Origin of the sequence: Emticicia aquatica (genome assembly GCF_923079645.1) — a bacterium.
GTDB lineage: Bacteria > Bacteroidota > Bacteroidia > Cytophagales > Spirosomataceae > Emticicia > Emticicia aquatica.
Genome location: NZ_CAKLPY010000001.1, coordinates 1,338,980 through 1,357,791, shown reverse-complemented (window position 1 = coordinate 1,357,791; position 18,812 = coordinate 1,338,980). Strand labels below are relative to the sequence as shown.

The 18,812-nt window shown below is 32.4% G+C and carries 15 protein-coding genes; 8 read left to right on the top strand and 7 right to left on the bottom strand.

Annotated features, from left to right (window positions below):
• Positions 1 to 11: 11 nt before the first annotated feature.
• Genes MJQ71_RS05895 through MJQ71_RS05885 form a run of 3 tightly spaced genes read right to left on the bottom strand, consistent with a single transcriptional unit; the run spans position 12 to position 3,958 of the window.
• A complete protein-coding gene (locus MJQ71_RS05895; RefSeq protein ID WP_238805396.1) occupies positions 12 to 1,394 on the bottom strand; it encodes a thioredoxin fold domain-containing protein in 1,383 nt (460 codons plus the stop codon).
• Between the two features lie 8 nt (positions 1,395 to 1,402).
• A complete protein-coding gene (gene pgmB / locus MJQ71_RS05890; protein WP_238805395.1) occupies positions 1,403 to 2,056 on the bottom strand; it encodes a beta-phosphoglucomutase in 654 nt (217 codons plus the stop codon).
• Positions 2,057 to 2,080: 24 nt separating this feature from the next.
• Positions 2,081 to 3,958 (bottom strand): alpha-amylase family glycosyl hydrolase, encoded by a 1,878-nt coding sequence (locus MJQ71_RS05885; protein ID WP_238805394.1) that lies wholly within the window; start codon positions 3,956 to 3,958, stop codon positions 2,081 to 2,083.
• A 102-nt stretch (positions 3,959 to 4,060) separates the two neighbouring features.
• On the opposite strand from MJQ71_RS05885, the gene MJQ71_RS05880 reads away from it, so the two are divergent.
• From MJQ71_RS05880 to MJQ71_RS05860, 5 genes are all read left to right on the top strand, one after another.
• Entirely contained in the window at positions 4,061 to 5,890 is a 1,830-nt protein-coding gene (locus MJQ71_RS05880; RefSeq protein ID WP_238805389.1) for an alpha-amylase family glycosyl hydrolase, read from the top strand.
• Positions 5,891 to 5,961: 71 nt separating this feature from the next.
• Entirely contained in the window at positions 5,962 to 7,302 is a 1,341-nt protein-coding gene (locus tag MJQ71_RS05875) for an MFS transporter (protein ID WP_238805387.1), read from the top strand.
• A gap of 146 nt (positions 7,303 to 7,448) precedes the next feature.
• The gene (locus MJQ71_RS05870; RefSeq protein WP_238805386.1) at positions 7,449 to 8,465 is read left to right on the top strand and encodes a sensor histidine kinase; all 1,017 of its coding nucleotides are present in this window, start codon (positions 7,449 to 7,451) and stop codon (positions 8,463 to 8,465) included.
• Positions 8,466 to 8,571: 106 nt separating this feature from the next.
• Positions 8,572 to 9,291, top strand: a complete 720-nt coding sequence (locus MJQ71_RS05865) for a LytR/AlgR family response regulator transcription factor (RefSeq protein ID WP_238805384.1) — start codon at positions 8,572 to 8,574, stop codon at positions 9,289 to 9,291.
• A gap of 292 nt (positions 9,292 to 9,583) precedes the next feature.
• On the top strand, positions 9,584 to 10,756 hold the full coding sequence (locus MJQ71_RS05860; RefSeq protein ID WP_238805382.1) for an aspartate aminotransferase family protein: 1,173 nt from the start codon (positions 9,584 to 9,586) through the stop codon (positions 10,754 to 10,756).
• A 20-nt stretch (positions 10,757 to 10,776) separates the two neighbouring features.
• Here MJQ71_RS05860 and MJQ71_RS05855 read toward each other — a convergent pair whose 3' ends face one another.
• From MJQ71_RS05855 to MJQ71_RS05845, 3 genes are read right to left on the bottom strand one after another with little or no spacing between them, the layout of a single operon-like run.
• Positions 10,777 to 12,327, bottom strand: a complete 1,551-nt coding sequence (locus tag MJQ71_RS05855; protein ID WP_238805380.1) for a DUF1501 domain-containing protein — start codon at positions 12,325 to 12,327, stop codon at positions 10,777 to 10,779.
• A 45-nt stretch (positions 12,328 to 12,372) separates the two neighbouring features.
• Positions 12,373 to 13,986 carry a DUF1800 domain-containing protein gene (locus tag MJQ71_RS05850; protein WP_238805378.1) on the bottom strand — a complete coding sequence of 538 codons (1,614 nt, stop codon included), beginning with the start codon at positions 13,984 to 13,986 and terminating at the stop codon, positions 12,373 to 12,375.
• 42 nt (positions 13,987 to 14,028) lie between these two features.
• Positions 14,029 to 14,697, bottom strand: a complete 669-nt coding sequence (locus tag MJQ71_RS05845; RefSeq protein WP_238805376.1) for a DUF2461 domain-containing protein — start codon at positions 14,695 to 14,697, stop codon at positions 14,029 to 14,031.
• Positions 14,698 to 14,754: 57 nt separating this feature from the next.
• Here MJQ71_RS05845 and trpS point away from each other — a divergent pair, with 57 nt between their 5' ends.
• From trpS to MJQ71_RS05830, 3 genes are read left to right on the top strand one after another with little or no spacing between them, the layout of a single operon-like run.
• Positions 14,755 to 15,729, top strand: a complete 975-nt coding sequence (trpS, locus tag MJQ71_RS05840; RefSeq protein ID WP_238805374.1) for a tryptophan--tRNA ligase — start codon at positions 14,755 to 14,757, stop codon at positions 15,727 to 15,729.
• Positions 15,730 to 15,738: 9 nt separating this feature from the next.
• On the top strand, positions 15,739 to 16,323 hold the full coding sequence (locus tag MJQ71_RS05835; protein WP_238805372.1) for a phosphatase PAP2 family protein: 585 nt from the start codon (positions 15,739 to 15,741) through the stop codon (positions 16,321 to 16,323).
• Between the two features lie 13 nt (positions 16,324 to 16,336).
• Positions 16,337 to 16,762: a DUF2147 domain-containing protein gene (locus tag MJQ71_RS05830; protein WP_238805370.1), complete on the top strand. Its 426-nt coding sequence runs from the start codon at positions 16,337 to 16,339 to the stop codon at positions 16,760 to 16,762.
• A 53-nt stretch (positions 16,763 to 16,815) separates the two neighbouring features.
• Here the strand turns inward: MJQ71_RS05830 and MJQ71_RS05825 are convergent, their stop codons facing one another.
• Positions 16,816 to 18,345: a response regulator gene (locus MJQ71_RS05825; RefSeq protein WP_238805368.1), complete on the bottom strand. Its 1,530-nt coding sequence runs from the start codon at positions 18,343 to 18,345 to the stop codon at positions 16,816 to 16,818.
• Between the last annotated feature and the right edge of the window lie 467 nt (positions 18,346 to 18,812).

The window sequence follows — 18,812 nt, the reverse complement described above, 5'->3', positions numbered from 1 at the left end:
GTTTTTTAATATCAATATTCACTTGGAATCATTTTTTGAATTTTCAAAAATGTGTTATAAGCTTGCCGAGAAATGTCGCTTCCAATTTTATCATCGGTTGAACTTTCTGTTTCTATCGCCGACAAAAGCATTTCGTAAGCTATCTTGTATCGTTCATTTTTATCACATAAAAGTGCATAAGTGGCCATTCTATCTGTATTTGGGGCTAATTCTACTGCTTTTTTTGCACATCTTATTCCAACTTCAATTTTTTTAGGATGATTTTGCTGAAATAAAATTGTTTTAGCAATAAAAGTTAAGTTTGATGCCTGAACGTTTGAAAAATAATTTTTTTTCGCTGCCATAATACTTTTCTTTAAATCTGAAATAGTAGTGTCGCTGGCAATATTATCAAGAATTTTTTTATAAAAAACTGCATCTTTCAAAGCTAATTCTTGTTTATCAAAATTAATATCTTTTTCATGATAATAGGCTTTTGCCAACTTCATAAATCTAATTTTATTGGCTGCCGTTGAATGATAATACAAATCAAAAATTTGCTTCCCTTTATTACTAAAATTTGGAGCAATTTGATTGCATCTGTTCGCAATATTAATTGCCTTTTTAAGTTTTAATTTGCTTTCTAATGTACCACGAGTGATGGCTTGAATTGGTGTTGAAAGAATTTTTTCTTTTAAAGCATATTGAAAATAAAGATTTCCTTTTTCTGCTGATTGTTGTAATTGGAGGAAAAGAAACTCATTCAGTTCATCATCCGGATAATAAATGCTTCTTAACGTCAAATCTATGGTTTCATCTGAAACAATTTCTTCTTTTTTAAGCAAAACCAAGTACTCTTTTATTAGATGATTTAAATAAATTGTTGGAGAACGCTCCAATAAAATTGTTATGAAATTTTTAACAACCTCTGGATTTGATTTGTTTTGAATGTAATGCTGATAATTTGCGATATTTCTTTTATAGGTATCCCATCTAAGATTGACAGATTCAAACATTGACTCCAAATCAAAATCCGAAGTAATTAGTTTTACTTGATGAATTACTTCGCCACTTGGCAAAAAAAACAGCAAAGATGGCGTGCTAGCGTTATAATCTTTTAACCGTTTTTCTAGTTCTTTATCATTTTTTTTAGCTTCTATTGAAAACTTATAAAAAAGAACTTTTGATGAAAGTTTATCCATTAAATTAGAATTTGAAAAAATATTTTTATCTAATTCATTGCATAATTTACATTTTTCAGATTCAGAACTATAATAAACTACTAACATCTGATTTTTTGCCTTTGCTAATTCCAAAGCATTTGGCCAAGGATCAGGTAGGAAATAATCTACTTGTGAAAAACTCTTAAAAGTGGTGGATATTATAAGAGAAAATACAGCAAAAACTATTTTCATACACGCTACTATTTCTTTAGTTTTTCTAAAAGTTGTGTTATTTCTATTCCTTCAAAACCAGGTAAAACGATATCGGCTTTATTTAAAATGTCTTTTTGGCCAATTCCTATTACTTTCATTCCTGCATTTTTCCCTGCTTCAACTCCTGCAACAGCATCTTCAAAAACAATGCATTCTGAAGGTGAAAAACCTAGTTCAGTAGCTCCATTTAAGAAAACTTCAGGGTCAGGTTTTCCTTTTGAAATCTTCGTACCATCAATAATTGCATCAAAATCATCTAAAAGATCAACTCTTTCTAAAATCATTTTAGCATTTTTACTGACCGAACCTAGACCAATTTTTATTTCTGTTTGCTTAATTTGTTCAAAAAACTCTTTAACACCTGGCAAAATATCATCGGGAGTCATTTTGCTTACTAATGTCAAATAATTATCATTTTTCTTTGCGGCCAATGCTAGTTTTTGTTCTTCAGAAAGCTCAATATTGCCGTGTTGTAAAATTAGATTCAACGAATCCATTCGACTTATTCCCTTTAAACCTTCATTGAACTCTTCTGAAATATCAAAACCTAAATCATTGGCCATTTGTCGCCACGCTTGGTAATGAAAAATGGCTGTTTCGACGATAACGCCGTCTAAATCAAATAAAAAAGCTTTAATCATTATATGTTTTTTCTTTGGTAAATTTTATTTTAATTCTAAAATAATTGCTGTCATTGCAGGCACTTTCAAAGTTGAAATATCATTCAACACTTCATCAGTCATAATATTTTTTGCTGATTTGGTCCCTTTCATTATTTCTGCAAAATTTTCTGTTGAAAAGCTTGTTTCTGAAATTTTAGTGTTGCTCACAACCATTACTTTTTGCTTGTCAGTATAACGAAAATATACGTAAACGCCATTGTCAAACGGAGTAAATTGCATAAATTTACCTTTGGTCAAAGCCTCTGATGTTTTACGGTAATTCAACAGTTTTTTGTTAAATTCAAACGCTGCATTTTCTTGTGCATTTCTGCCTGATGGAAGGAATTTGTTACCTGAATCACCGTTAAATCCACCAGAAAAATCTTTTCTTACCTCCGCATCAGTTGGATTTTTGAAGTTTTTCATCAAAAATTCAGTGCCATAATACATTTGTGGAATTCCACGAACGGTATAAAGCCAAGTTAAACCTAATTTATATTTATTAAAATCTTCACCAATTACTGAGAAATATCTGTCGGTATCATGATTTTCTACAAATGGTACAAGTTTTTCTGGATTTTGGTAAACAATATCTTGAGCCAAAGTTTGGTACAAACGATTTACGCCTTCATTCCATCCAAAGTTTTCTTTCAAAGCTGTATTAATTGCTCCTTGAACCTGAAAATCACAACTTGAAGGCAAATTGCATTTAAACGGAATATTTAAGTTATTTTTAGTGAAATATGACTGGCCAATGACTGTATTCACGGCTGATTCGCCAAAAAGCAACATTTGCGGATGTTCATCCAAAATAGCCTTATTACAACGATTCATAAAATCCATATCGTTATAGATATATGTGTCAATTCGCCAGGCATCTATTCCAAAATATTCGACAGTCCAAAGTGCATGTTGAATTAAATAATTTGCCAAAAGTGGCTCTTTTTGATTTAAATCAGGTAAAAATGCCGTAAACCAACCTTCTTCAGTAATTTTATTGTCAAATTTAGATCCATTTATGTCATAAAGCGGTTGGTCTTTATAGGATGTATTGGTATATTTATCCCAATTGTGCAACCAATTTTTTGCTGGCAAATCTTTAACCAACCATGCGTCTTCACTTACGTGGTTGTACACTGCATCTTGTACAATTTTAATGCCTTTTTTATGTGCTTCATTGATTAATTTCAGATAGGCATTATTTCCACCAAATCTACGGTCAATTTGATAATGGTCAGTAAAATGATAGCCATGATAAGAGCTTCTCATTGTACCACCTTCATTGCTCTGGTGTGTGTTGTTTTCAATAATTGGGGTAAGCCAAAGAGCCGTAACGCCTAGTTCTTTGAAATAATCAAGGTGGTTGATGATTCCTTGTAAATCGCCTCCATGACGCAACCAAGGACTTTTACGGTCGACTTGAGTATCGTTCATGTTGTCATATTTATCATTTGATTCATCGCCGTTAGCAAATCTATCTGGCATAATCAAATAGACAACATCTTCCTGTGAAACTGCTTGCGGATGAGCCGAACGAGTTTTTAATTCGTAAGAAACATTTACCGATGATTGTTTATTGGTAAATGTAAATTGAAGATTGCCTGCTTTTGCAATTTTTGAAATTTCAACATCTACAAAAATGTAATTTGGATTTTCGGTCGTTTGTGTTTTTTTTAGTTTTACGCCATTATAGGTTTTTAACGAAACTTTTGATGTAGCAATGTTTTTGCCATAAACCAATATTTGAAGATTTGGATTGTGCATTCCAACCCACCAATTTGTAGGGTTAATACGTTGAATGTCAGGTTTTTGAGCAAATAAATGAGTAAACAAGCCTAATTGTACTAAAACAAGAAGGAGGAGGTTTTTATGAATTTTCATTTTATTAAAGTATTTCGTTTCTAAGGCAAAATAACACAAACAAACTATTTTTTCATAAAAAAATACTGTTTAGATTTGAAACTAACTTTAACCTGAAATATAATGAATAGTAAAATCGCCATTGTTTTTGTGGCATTATGCCATTTTGCAGTAGCTCAAAAATTACCAAAAATGACCAAAGAAAAATCTAACTTACCTAAAACTGACAAATTAGTAGTTTATCAAATTTACACGCGTTTGTTTGGTAACCTAAACACTACCAACAAATTTTATGGTTCAATTTCAGAAAATGGTACTGGAAAATTTAACGACATCAATGATAAAGCTTTGCAAGAACTTAAAAAGTTTGGTGTTTCGCACGTTTGGTACACAGGTGTAATTGAACACGCAACAATGACAGATTATTCAAAATTTGGTATTCCTCAAGATAATCCATTAGTTGTGAAAGGAATTGCGGGTTCGCCGTATGCCATTAAAGATTACTATGATGTAAACCCCGATTTAGCGGTTGATGTTAAAAATCGGATGAAGGAATTTGAGGCTTTGGTTGAGCGTAGCCACAAAAATGGTTTAAAAGTACTGATTGATTGTGTGCCAAATCATGTTGCAAGAAGTTATCATTCGGATAAAAAACCGAAGGGAATCAAAGATTTTGGTGAGGAAGACGACAAAAGAAAGACTTTTGCAAACTATAATAATTTTTATTATTTGCCAAATCAAGATTTTGTAGTACCTGATGGAGTAAACCCACCAGTTGAAGTTAAAAATAGCTATTACGAATCTCCTGCGAAAGCCACTGGAAATGATGTTTTTTCGGCAAGACCAAGTATTAATGATTGGTTTGAAACGATTAAATTGAATTATGGCGTTGATTATTTAGATAATCGAAGAAAACATTTTGACCCGATTCCGAGTACTTGGTTGAAAATGCGTGATATTTTGACTTATTGGACAAAAAAAGGGGTTGATGGTTTTAGATGTGATATGGCCGAAATGGTTCCTTTTGAGTTTTGGGGTTGGGTGATTCCAGAAATAAAAAAAATAAATCCAGATGTTATTTTCATTGCTGAAATCTACAATCCACAAACCTATAAACAATATATCTTTGAAGGAAAATTTGACTATTTGTATGATAAAGTGGGCCTTTATGATGCCTTACGAAGATTAATGGAAGGCGGAGGTAATGCGAATGATATCACGAGTGTTTGGCAGAAAGAATCGGGTGATTTTTCTAATAGAATGTTGCGTTTTTTGGAAAACCATGACGAACAACGCATTGCATCTAGACAATTCGCCGATGACCCATTTAAAGCAATTCCTGCAATGGTTGTGAGTGCAGCTTTGCATACAGGGCCTGTCATGTTGTATTTTGGACAGGAAGTAGGAGTTAAACCAGTCGTTTCTGAAGGTTTTAGTGGTGAAGATGGCCGAACAACCATGTTTGATTATTGGGGAGTAACAGAGTTTCAGAACTGGGTAAATAATCATAATTATGATGGTGGTAAATTGACTAATGAGCAAAAATCAATTAGAGAAATTTATGCCAATATTTTGAAATTTGTTCATGAAAATGAAGCAGTAAAGGAAGGAAAATTTTATGATTTACAGTATGTCAATGGAAATGGACAATCTGTAAATTATAATGATAAAAAAATATTTAGTTATCTCAGATTCACAGATAATCAAAAATTGTTGTTTATTTGCAACTTTGACTTGGAAAAATCATATTCAACAACTGTTTTTATTCCACAAGGAGCATGGGAAATGATGAAAATTGACACTAAAGTTCCTGTAAGCTATACAAACAAGGCAATATTCGAAAAAGATTTGAATAGTCAAATAATTAACCAACAAACCAAAGCAATTTCAACTAAAGAATCGCTAAGAGTAAATTTAGCTCCAAATAGTGTTTTGGTTTTTGAAATGAAATAATGATTCAATTTTTTATTCAATAGCTTTGTGGCGGGCTAAAAAATTTGCCAAACTTAACTTTAACCTACAATATGGCAGCAGTAACAATTCAGCAAGATGGCGGTAAAGCCAAACCAAAACTTTCTTTTTGGCAATTGTGGAACATGAATTTTGGTTTTTTCGGAATCCAGTTTGGATGGGGATTACAATTGGCTAATATGAGTAGTATTTATGCCCAATTAAAAGCTAATCCTGACGAAATACCGATTCTTTGGTTAGCTGGCCCGATGACTGGACTTCTGATTCAACCGCTAATTGGCTCAATGAGTGACCGAACTTGGACTAAATTTGGAAGAAGAAGACCTTATTTTTTGGTTGGTTCTATATTAGCTTCAATTGGTCTTTTTTTGATGCCAGATTCACAGGTTTTATGGATGGCCGCTACATTACTTTGGGTTTTAGATGCAAGTATCAATGTTTCAATGGAACCATTCAGGGCATTTGTTGCTGATAAACTTGATATTAGTCAAAGAACGGCTGGATTTGCGATGCAGTCATTTTTTATTGGTTTAGGTCAAACATTTGCCAATTTATTGCCATTCATATTTAGTAAAATGGGCGTAATTGGCACAACAGAAAGTGGAATTTCATTGACAACTAAATACGCTTTTCAATTAGGGGCTATTATTTTCTTGATTTCGGTTCTTTATACTTGTTTTACAACGAATGAATATCCGCCAGAAGATATGGAGGCTTTCAAAAAGGAAAAAGAAGATAACAAGGGAATTGTAGGCTATTTTAGAGAATTAATTGGTTCAGTTGGAAGCATCCCAAAAACTATGAAACAACTGGCTGTTGTACAAATGTTTACTTGGCTTGGATTGTTTTGTATGTGGATTTTCTTTGGACTAATGACTTCTTACCATATATTCGGTGCAACTTCGGCCGATTCACCAGAGTTTAGAGCTGGTGGAGAATGGAATGGTGTAAATTTTGCAACTTATTCGGTGGTTTGTTTTTTAGTAGCATTCATGATTCCTGTAATTGCTAAAAAGACAAGTAGAAAATTTGTGCATACAGTTGCTCTTATTTGTGGTGGAATTGGACTTATTTCTGTTTTGTTTATTACCAATCAATACGTGCTTTTACTTTCAATGGTTGGAGTTGGGATCGCTTGGGCATCAATACTTTCTATGCCTTATGCCATTTTGTCAGGAGCATTACCGCCAAATAAAATGGGAGTTTATATGGGTATTTTTAATTTCTTTATTGTTATTCCAGAAATTCTCGCTTCACTTTTTTTAGGAAAAATAGTTCAATCAATTTTTGGAGAAGGCTCAATTGAAGCACCAATGTACGTGGTTGCCGCGGGTGGCGTTAGCTTATTAATTGCGGCATTTTGTGTTAGATTTGTGGATGATAACAATGGATAATAAAGCATTTATCAAAAGCCTTCATAATCGAATGAAGGCTTTTGTCGCTTTAAAAAGTATTTTTGTCTATGTAAAATACTAGTGTATCTTATAAAACTTATACTTTACTTGTAAATTTTTAACATTGTGAAAGATAACCTAAACCTATGTTTAAAAATAGATATTTATATATATTCTTGCACATCATTATGTGGCTTGGATATACGACATTACCATTAATTAATGCTTTTCAACGTGATTCTGCCAGAACTCAAGTAAATCCTTATACAAATCCAACATATTGGGCATACGTTTCAATTTCTTCTATTTTTTTATTTTACCTAAACTCCCAAATATTATTTCCTAAAATTTATAAGCGTCAACCGATTAGGTATTTCTTGACCTTAGTTGCCGTGATTGTAATATTGCTTTTTGGACGTTTTTTTGTAAGAGTGACTTTTGTCGGAAATGATATTAATCAAAGTTTGTTTTATGTAAATGCGTTTATTCAATATTTGTATGTTTTTGGAATAAGTGCATCATATTGTTTTTTTTCGGATTATCAAAAACAACAAGAAATTCAACGAGAAAATGAAAATGAAAGATTAAAATCGGAGCTTTCGTTTTTGCGTTCACAAATCTCACCTCATTTCATGTTCAATTTGTTGAACAGTTTAGTTTCTTTAAATCGGAAAAAATCAAATTTAGTTGAGCCAGTTTTGCTTAAAATGTCAGACTTATTGAGGTATATGCTTTATGAAAAAGATGACAAACAAATTTCGCTTGATAATGAAATCAAATATTTATCAAACTACATTGATTTACAAAAAATTAGATTTGGGGATTATGTAAATATTGAATTTATAACCAAAACTACTTATGAAAATAAAAATATTGAACCAATGCTTTTGATTCCATTTGTTGAAAATGCGTTTAAACATGGTGTTGGACTAATAGAGAATCCATTCATTTCAGTTGAATTGGAAACTACTGTTAATCAATTATTGTTTAAAGTTTCTAATAAGTATAGTTCTGATAAAAAAGAAGCAAAAGATGGGGCTTCTGGCATTGGTTTAAACAATGTAAAAAGAAGATTAGAGCTGCTTTATCCTAAACAATATGAGCTTAAAGTTTCTGAAAATGATAATTTATATACCATCGAATTAAAATTGAATTTCAAATAGAAAGTTTAAATTTTCAACTGATTGTTTAGCATATCCAAATTGATTTGATATGTTCATCAATTCCTATTATTAACCTTATAATAAGCGTATTACGCTTCCTACTAAAATGCGTTGTATTGCAGTTGACGATGAGCCATTGGCTCTAGATTTACTTGAAGATAATATTTCTCAAGTACCCTATTTGGAAATGGTAGGAAGGTGCAGAAATGCCTTTGAAGCAATTGAGTTATTACAAAAAGAAAAATCTGAAAACAGAAATATTGATTTGATTTTTTTGGATATTCAAATGCCTGGGATTACTGGTGTACAGTTTCTCAAAAGCATGGTTTCAAACCCAATGGTCATTTTTATTACAGCTTATGACCAATATGCACTTGAAGGCTTCGATTTGAATGTGGTAGATTATCTCTTGAAACCAGTTTCATTTGAACGATTTTTAAAAGCTTGCAATAAAGCAAATGAATTATTGCAATTGAAAAATAATGTTCATACACCCAGAATAAATGTTGAGGAACATTTCTTTGTAAATGCCGAATATTCGCTTGTAAAAGTAAAATATGCTGATATTTTGTACATTGAAGGACTTAAAGATTACATTAAAATTTATACCAATACGCAGCCAAGACCAATCATAACAAGAATGACGATGAAAAGTATTGAAGAAAAATTTTCTTTGTTGCCTTTTATGAGAGTGCATAAATCATACATTGTTTCGCTCAATAAAATTGAATCTATCCGAAATCTAAAAATTAGTATTGGGCCACATTTAATACCTGTAAGTGAGCAGTTTTCTGATGAATTATTGCGAAGAATAGGTAGTAAATAAGCATAGTCGCAGAATTACGGTGTTTTGTCTCATGTCGTTTGAAACAAAAAAAAAAAATATTATTTTCGTGGATACTTTAATGTTAATCAGCATTTTTTAATGTAAAAGATATTGAAGAGTAGATTTAAATGTTTCAAATTTAAAGAAATTTAAAATTCTGAAGGATTACATTAAAAGTTTAGTGTAAGGAGTAATTAACGACTCATAAATAATAGGTTAGTACTTAAAACTCGCGGGCTTTGCATGCGAGTTTTTTTTGTGCCAAATTTGCATAAAAATCAAAAAAATAGATATGACTAATCGTCAACTTTTTCTCCAAAATGTTGCTCAAACTTCAGATTTTCCACTTGCATTAGAAATCGAAAAGGCCGAAGGAATTTATCTTTATGGAAATGGGATAAAAATGATGGACTTGATTTCTGGAATTGCTGTAAGTAATGTTGGCCACCGTCATCCAAAAGTAGTGGAAGCAATCAAGAATCAAGTTGATAAATACATGCACCTAATGGTTTATGGGGAATATATTCAGTCTCCACAAGTAAAACTGGCAGAAGCACTGGTAAAAACATTAGTTAAGACAAATCTTGATAATGTATATTTTACAAATTCCGGAACAGAAGCTGTAGAAGGGGCAATGAAAATAGCAAAAAGATTTACAAATCGTACTGAAATTATAGCTTTTAATAAATCATATCATGGTTCTACTCAAGGTGCTTTGTCATTAGGAGATGAGCATTTTAAACGAAATTTTCGCCCATTATTACCTTCGATTCAAAAGATTGAAAGAAATGATTTCATGGATTTAGAAAAAATCACTAAAAAAACGGCGGCAGTTTTCTTTGAGCCAGTAGGTGGCGAATCAGGTATTAGAGTTGCGGAGGAAGCATATTTAATAGCATTAAGAAAAAAATGTACGGAGGAGGGAGCTTTATTGGTTTTTGATGAAATACAATCAGGTTTTGGAAGAACAGGTAAATTTTGGGCTTATGAGCATTTTGGTGTGTATCCTGATATTTTACTTTGTGCCAAAGGAATGGGGGGAGGGATGCCAATTGGAGCATTTATTTCTTCACATAAAATTATGTCTGTTTTGAAAGATAATCCAATTTTAGGACATATTACCACCTTTGGCGGTCATCCTGTTAGTTGTGCAGCATCTCTAGCCACTCTAAATGCTATTTTTGACGAAAATATGTTAGCAGGAATTGAACAAAAATCTCAGTTATTCAAAGATTTATTGATTCATCCGAAAATAAAAGAAGTTAGAGGTAAGGGTTTAATGCTAGCAGTCGAATTTGAAAGTTTTGATATTTTAAAGAAAATCATTGATAAGGCTATTGAAAAAGGCGTGATTACTGATTGGTTTTTGTATTGCGATAATTCAATGCGAATTGCACCTCCATTGATTATCACTGAAAATGAAATCAAAGAAGCTTGCCAAGTAATATTAAGTTGTATTGATTAAATCTCTTGTTAGTGCTTGTATTATTTTGCCATTCGTTTCACCTGCTGAATAGAGCCATTTTGTAAGCGTGCAAAGTACATTCCAGCAATGAAATTTTTGGTATCAATAGTTATTTCATGCTTTCCTGCATTAAGTTTTGAATCAACTGGTGTACTTATTATTCTGCCGATATTATCAAAAATCTGAATCATTGTATGCCCCCCCTTGCTAATAAAAGTAATTTTTGTGCTATCAATAAACGGATTTGGCGAAATATTAATGAGTTCTTCATTCAAAAATGGCTCAGAAGCGGTAATATTTCCACAAGCTTGCCCGCTTATTAATGGTAAAGGCTGAAAGTTTTTCAAAAGTACATCATCAAGATATGAACTATCAAGACAGAACCAGTTTGCCAAAATGGATGCATAAACTGAACGAAAATCATATTGCATATTAACATTGTCGTTACCAGTTGGACTGGTGGAAATGTCTGGAGTATTACCTAAAACATCTGAATTAACTAAATCGCCAAACATAAACATTGGAGCAGCAGCACCGTGGTCAGTTCCTCCACTAGCATTTGATTTTATTCGACGACCAAATTCTGAATAAGTTACTCCCAAAACTCTCTTGGAAACACCAAGATTTGTTAAATCAGTTGAAAATGCACTAATTGCTTCAGAAAGAACTTTTAATAGTTCTGCATGAACCCCGGTGGTCGTATCGCTTTGATTCACTTGTTCACTATGTGTATCAAAGCCAGTCATGTTTACGAAATAAATTTTTGTTTTCAGACCTCCACCAATCAATTGAGCTACAATTTTGAGTTTTGCCGCCAAATTTGTGTCTGGGTAGGCAGATTGTTTGCTAACTTTCGCCGCAGCATTTTTAATAACATTGGCATATAAATTGGTCTGACTTGCAACTTGTCGCAAATATCTTAATTCTTTTCCAGCCAATGTATCGGGTGTCGTTTCTACTTTGTTGGCTACAAGGTTATAAAAAGTTGAGGTATTTGAAATCGACATTCCCATTGTTTGTATTGGCCCTTGCATAGCAGTACTAACCAATGAGCCGATTTGCATGGCTAAAGGGTCTGGGAATTTTGCGTTTGGATAACCAGTAGGAAAATTTGGATTTTCAATGGCTAAATATCTTCCTATCCAGCCATTATTGACGATTTGATTGGCATCAGAGGCACTATTCCAAATATCTGTAGCTCGAAAATGTGAAAAATTTGGATTTGGGTAACCTACACCTTGTATTATTGATGCTTTTCCTTCCTTAAACATTTTTTGCAGTGCCGTCATATTCGGATTCAAGCCAATAACATTACTTTGCGGAATTGTTAATAGTTTGTTTTCAGGAATGGCAATATTTGTTCTTGCATTTTTGTATAAACCATATTTGTCGATTGGAATAACTGTATTTAAACCATCATTTCCACCAGAAAGTTGAATGACAACCAAAACATGGTCATCTGCAATGCTACTTGTATCTACTTGGTTAAAAACACTAAATGTTTGCCCGTTTATTAAGGCTGGCATTAATAAGCCAGTAAATGTATTCTGTATAAATTCTCTCCGTTTCATTGAACTTTGTGATATTGATGAATTGAAATTAGGAAAATTTGTTTTCTAACTTAATTGGTATTCGGGCATCCCTAAAAGGTATTTATATAAATCTCGTAATCTATTTGTTACCATTTGTAGTGTTGTTTTATCGGTTGGACTTTGAATCATTTTGTCCCATAATTCAGTCCAATAGTAATCACTTGATTGGCCACTCAATAAAATATCCTTCACTAATTGTTTTATTAAATCAGATGAAACTGCAGTTTTAAATAAAATTTCAATAGACTGCGAAACTAGCTTATTTGGGTCACTTGGATTTTCTAATTTTTTAGCAAAAGCTATTACATCAACCTGCATTCGTAGGCCATTTTTAGGAAATCCATTTTTTATAATCGTATTTGTAAATTGGTTTCTTTTAATATAAGTATCCGAATTAATCCAAATTTCATGAAAATTTGGGGCTTGATAGTAAGCAGGCCAACCAGCCACATTTGGTGGCTCACCAATTGCTTGTTGCATTCCTTCTGCTTGTCGCATCATATCTCCGTGCAAGCTATAATATTCATAAAGATTTGTTTTTGTCGAAGGAAATTCTACATTAAATTCTCTTAAAGTTCCAATCACTAAGTCGAGAGGGCTTTTGATTATTGCACCATAAAAGTTTGGTTCAAAAAAGTGTTGACTTTTAAGAAGCGTAGCAATGACTGGTTTTATTTCGTAATTATTTTCTCTAAAAACTTTTGCTAAGGGTTCGATTACATTTTTCTCGACAGTTGTAGTAATATCATAATAAACAAAAAATTGATACAGTTTTCTGCAAATAAACTTACTAACTTCATCAACCTTAAATATCATGGCTAACAATTCGTCCAATTCCTTTTCACCATTTTCGCCAGAAATACCTTTGACAACGGTATTGTTATAAAAAGCAGAGAATTTTTTATCAGTTGTATCATGTTTTGATGCACTAAACGAATAAGTTTTTGTATCAGAATTAATTCTAAAACCTGTCAAAATCTTGGCGGCAGCCTTCACATCATCTTCTGTAAATTTCGCATCAAAACCCTTCCCGATAGTAAAAAGTTCTTGTAATTCTCTGGCATAATTTTCATCGGGGGCATCTTTGGTATTGTATCGACCATTAAGATATTTGAGCATCGCAGGGTCAAGCGTGATTTCTTTTACGAAGTCCTTAAAGTTTCCTAGAGCGTTTTTTCTCAAAACTAGATTATACAAATATGCATAACGAGCATCATTAATTACATCTACTTCCGTAGCAAAATGATTATGCCAAAACAAAATCATTTTTTCACGAATGCTTCTCTTTTGAGTTCGCATTTGCATTATCCACCAATATTTGTAAGCCGAATTTCTTTTGAAATTGACTGTTCCATCACCAAAAGCGGCATTTACCCAAGTTTCTCCAAATTTGATTCCTTGTGGATCTTTATAATCGGCCGTTTCATAATAATTGAGTGGGGGTAAAGGCAAATCTTGATTTTGAAGCAATTCATCAACAGTTTGGTCAAGGGTCTTTTCTTTAAAATAAGCAATATCTTCAACTGTCGCTCCAAACATGGTTCGCTTTAATAAATGACAGATCTGTACCTTAGTCCATTCACCATTATAGGTATTGATTTCTGCTCGTGTACTTGATTGAGAATAAGGGTTACTCATAAAATAGTTATTTTGATTTGGACTACATTGGTAGCCAATAGTTTAGTTGTTCTCTTCAAAAAATAAATGGTTTACATAGTCAAGGTACGGTTTTAAGATTTTGCAACCTGTTACAATTTCGTTAGCAAAAGTGGGATTAAAAACCTCATCATTTTTGTAGCGATGAACAAAAAATAATTGTTTATATTTCAATAATTCAATATCTGGATGGTCAATCGGATAACCTTTTGGCATTTTTTTTACTTTTTCACCATGAATTTCATTAAAATATTTATTAAAACTTTCATCTTCAATTATGCCTTTCAACATCGCAGGATTATAGTCGATTTCTTGGCGGAAACTAGCTAGTTGAGTAGGGGTTGGGGCCCACATTCCACCACCAAGAATAGTTGCATCGGGTTGAATTTGAATATAAAAATCAATTTTGTTTGAATGTCTGCCACCTGGACCAAATGCTGCAGATATATAATTTTTATAAGGAGATTTATCTTTTGAGAATCTAACGTCTCGATTAATCCTGAAAATACAATCCTTTACTTTCGTATTAATCAAATCTTCTTGAAATAATGTTAAACCAGATAAAATATCTTGACATAAAGCTTCAAATTCTTCCTTTAGCTTTTCGTAATCTTTTTTATTGGACTGAAACCATTCTCGATTATTATTTTCTTGAAGGTATGTTAAAAATTGAAGCGTATGATGGGTCAGCATTGGTAAAAATGTCTATTTTTGTGGTAAATTACAATATTTTTTATTACTTATAGATATATGGCAAGAATATTAACAGGCATACAAGCAAGCGGTCGACCTCATCTCGGAAATATTTTAGGTGCAATTTTGCCTGCAATCAAACTGTCTCAAAATCCTGATAATCAATCATTTCTATTCATTGCGGATTTGCATTCGATGACAACAATTAAGGATGCAAAAATCATGCAAGAAAATACTCGAGCTGTAGCTGCAGCATGGTTGGCTTGTGGTTTTGATGCTGAAAAAAACTTTTTTTATCGTCAGTCTCGTTTGGCTGGTTATCATACTGAATTGATGTGGTATTTGAATTGCCAAACACCGTTTCCAATGTTGGCTAATGCCCATTCATTTAAAGATAAATCTGATAGATTATCTGATATTAATGCTGGACTTTTTACTTATCCAGTCTTACAAGCGGCAGATATTGTTCTTTATGGAGCTAATTTTGTGCCTGTTGGTAAGGACCAACGCCAACACCTTGAGATGTCGAAAGATATTGCTGCAGCCTTCAACCGTACCTATGGGGAAGTGCTGATTTTGCCTGAAGCATTAATTGATGAAAATGTTATGGTGATTCCTGGAACTGATGGTACAAAAATGAGCAAATCGTACAACAATTTCATCGATGTATTTTTGCCAGAAAAACCACTTTTGAAAGCAATTAAGTCAATAATTTCAGATAGTACTCCTTTAGAAGCATCAAAAAATCCTGATACTGATATCACATTTAAGTTATTTACATTGCTTGCCGACCCAAATGAAATTGAAGAAATGCGTACGAATTATCTAAATGGCGGTTATGGATATGGGCACGCAAAACAAGCTCTTTTTGAACTAATATGGCGAAAATTTGAAAAAGAAAGAGAAATTTTTAATTATTACATGCAAAACACTGAAGCTCTGGAAGAAAAATTGAAAGCGGGTGAAGAAAAAGCCAAAGAAATTGCCGAAAAAACTATCAATGATGTAAGGGGTGTATTAGGTTATTTATAAACTCAAATGATGATTCAAACAATAAAATTTGCCGAATACGAGTGGTTTTTGTGGCTAAATAGTTTTCATACCAACATTTGGGATGTTGTAATGTTTTGGGTTACTTACCGATTTACATGGATTCCGCTTTACTTGTACATCATTTACTTTATTTTTACGGAACTAAAAACCAATACTTGGCGAAATTTATTGTTTGTAATCATTTCGGTTGGATTAGCTGACCGAATTACATCGGGATTTATGAAACCATATTTTCAAAGGTTTCGACCGTGCCATGACCCATTAATTCAAAATTTAGTTCACGTAGTTGGTGATTGTGGTGGGCAATATGGATTTGCCTCTAGTCATGCAGCCAATTGTTTTGCTTTGGTTTCTTCAATGTATATTTTATTAAATAAATATCATTCAAAAAGGCGGATTCTATGCCTATTTTTGTTTTTTTGGGCAATATTCGTTTCATATAGTCGTATTTATGTAGGTGTTCATTTTCCAACAGATTTATTGGTAGGAGGGCTTGTGGGTGCTTTTATTCCATTGATTTTATTTCCACTTCTCAATTATATAAATGTTAAATTTTATTCAACAAATTCTTAATCAACATTAATTTATGAAAAAAATAGTCTCAATTTCTACTTTTTTACTCATTTCTACTTTTGCAATCGCTCAAGATATTACACAAGGAACTTGGTTCAATGAGGAGAAAACTGGCAAAATTCAATTTTTCAAACAAGGAGAAAAGATTTTTGGAAAAATAGTATGGCTTAAAGACCCACTTGAAAATGGTAAACCAAAATTAGACAAAGAAAATCCAGACGATAAACAGAAATCAAGACAAATTTTAGGATTAATTAACTTGAAAAATTTCAAAAATACAGGAAAAGGAATTTGGGAAGATGGAGAAGTTTATGACCCTAAAAATGGAAAAACATATTCTTGCAAAATGACATTAGTAAGTCCGACACAATTAGATGTGAGAGGTTTTATCGGTATTTCAATTATTGGCCGTACTTCAAAATTTACGAAAGCTGATTAATTTGTATCTATCAATAAAAAAGCGACTGTTTGTAAGACAGTCGCTTTTTTGTTTTAGGCCCTCAGAGCATGTTTATTTATTTTCTGAAACAGTTCTTTTGGGTTGAATGGTTTCGTTACAAAATCATTCATTCCAACTTCATAGACTCGGCTTTGTGTATTTAGAGCCGAAGCCGTTAAAGCTATGATTGGTGTCTTTTTATCAAATTTTCTAATATTTTCAGTAGCTGTATAACCATCCATTTCGGGCATTAAAAGGTCCATTAAAACAATTTGGTAATTATTATGTAAAAGTTTTTCAACGGCAATTCTACCATTGGATGCGGTGTCATATTTCATTCCCCATTTTTCTAAAAATCTTGTTGCAATTTTTACATTCATCGGAAAGTCTTCTACTAATAGAATCCTTGTTCCTCTCAATATTTGCTCATCTAAGTCTTCTTCTTTTCTTAAAATTTCTCCATCTTGAGAAGCAATTTTCATTTCAAGTGTAAAATAAAACTTTGAGCCAATATCGGTTTCGCTTTCAACTTGAATATTAGAGCCATGAAGTTCTAGCAGTTTTTTGGTGATTCCCAACCCTAGTCCAGTTCCGCCAAAACGTCGTGAAATTTGATTATCAGCTTGCCTAAATTTTTCAAAAATAAACGGAATATGTTCCTTGGCAATTCCTATTCCAGAATCTTTTATTGAAAAATCGATTGAAACCTTTTCCTCATTAATTTGATTAAGTGTCAAATCAATAATTATATAACCTTCTTCAGTAAACTTGACTGCATTATTTACTAAGTTGTTTAAGATTTGACTTAAACGAAGCGGGTCGCCCATGACAAACTCTGGAATTCGTTCATCATAATTTAAAATTAAATTTAATTTTTTTGTAGAAACGTTTATCTGAACCGATTTTTTGATATTCGTAACCAAATCTTTTAGATTAAATTCAATCATCTCAAGTGCAACTTTCCCCGCTTCAATCTTATTAAAATCGAGAATATCGTTGATAAGCACATAGAGGTTTTCGGTAGAGAAATTTAATATCTTTAAATTCTCTGTCATTTCAGGGTCATGCGTTCCTTGTTGCATGAGATAAGTCATTGCAACAATTCCGTTGAGAGGAGTTCTAATTTCATGGCTCATCATCGAAAGGAATTCTGATTTTGCGTTTGAGGCTTTATCAGCATCCTCCTTCGCTTTTCTCAACTGGATTTCGATTCCTTGTTGATAAATCAATAATTTCTTAATAAAAATAGCCAACTCAAATAGGTTATCTTCACCAAAATCAGGTAGTTGGTAATTTTTAGGCAAATCCAATTTGCTAATACCTTCCATCAATTTGTGGACAGACTCTCTTCTTTGCTCAATTTCTTCTTTGAGCTTTGTATTTATTTCGGCATACTTTCTTTCACTCGGACGAATTTGTCCTTTTAATTGTTCTTTTTCATTCTCAAAAGCAAAACATAGCTCATTCATTGACCACAAAAATCGGGTCAGGAATTTGTGTTTATAGTAATCTTTCGGTAAGTGTTTTTTTATCATATCATTCAGAGACTGATGATAATGAATGGCATCCATAATGGTTTTCATAAATCCTTAGAAGGTGTATTGTTTTTATAATTACAGTTTGTCAACAATAATAATAGCACAGCGTACTATGATTACTTTAAATTGAAAGCACCGATATAAAAGAATCATGGTTTGAGAAAGTATTAATAAATAATACGTACCTCAATAAATTATTAGGATGGCCAATGTTATAGGAATCTTTACGAAGAAAGCACTAATGCAAAAAAATAAAACCAAACGTATTTTTAAGATACAATTCATTCTTCATCTCAATTTTAGACTTGAGATGAGTTTTCTGTTAAAAAAGAGTAAATTGTATAATGTCACTACGAAAGATAGTTTTCCTGAATCAAACTTCTTTGTAAAACAAGTTGTGGGTAGTTTTTGAGATTGGCACGGTCTTTGTAAAATATACATTAACCTTCAATTGTGATGTCAATCGGGTAAATTCATCGTGTATTAAATTCTACTTTTCTCCTAATTTTAGA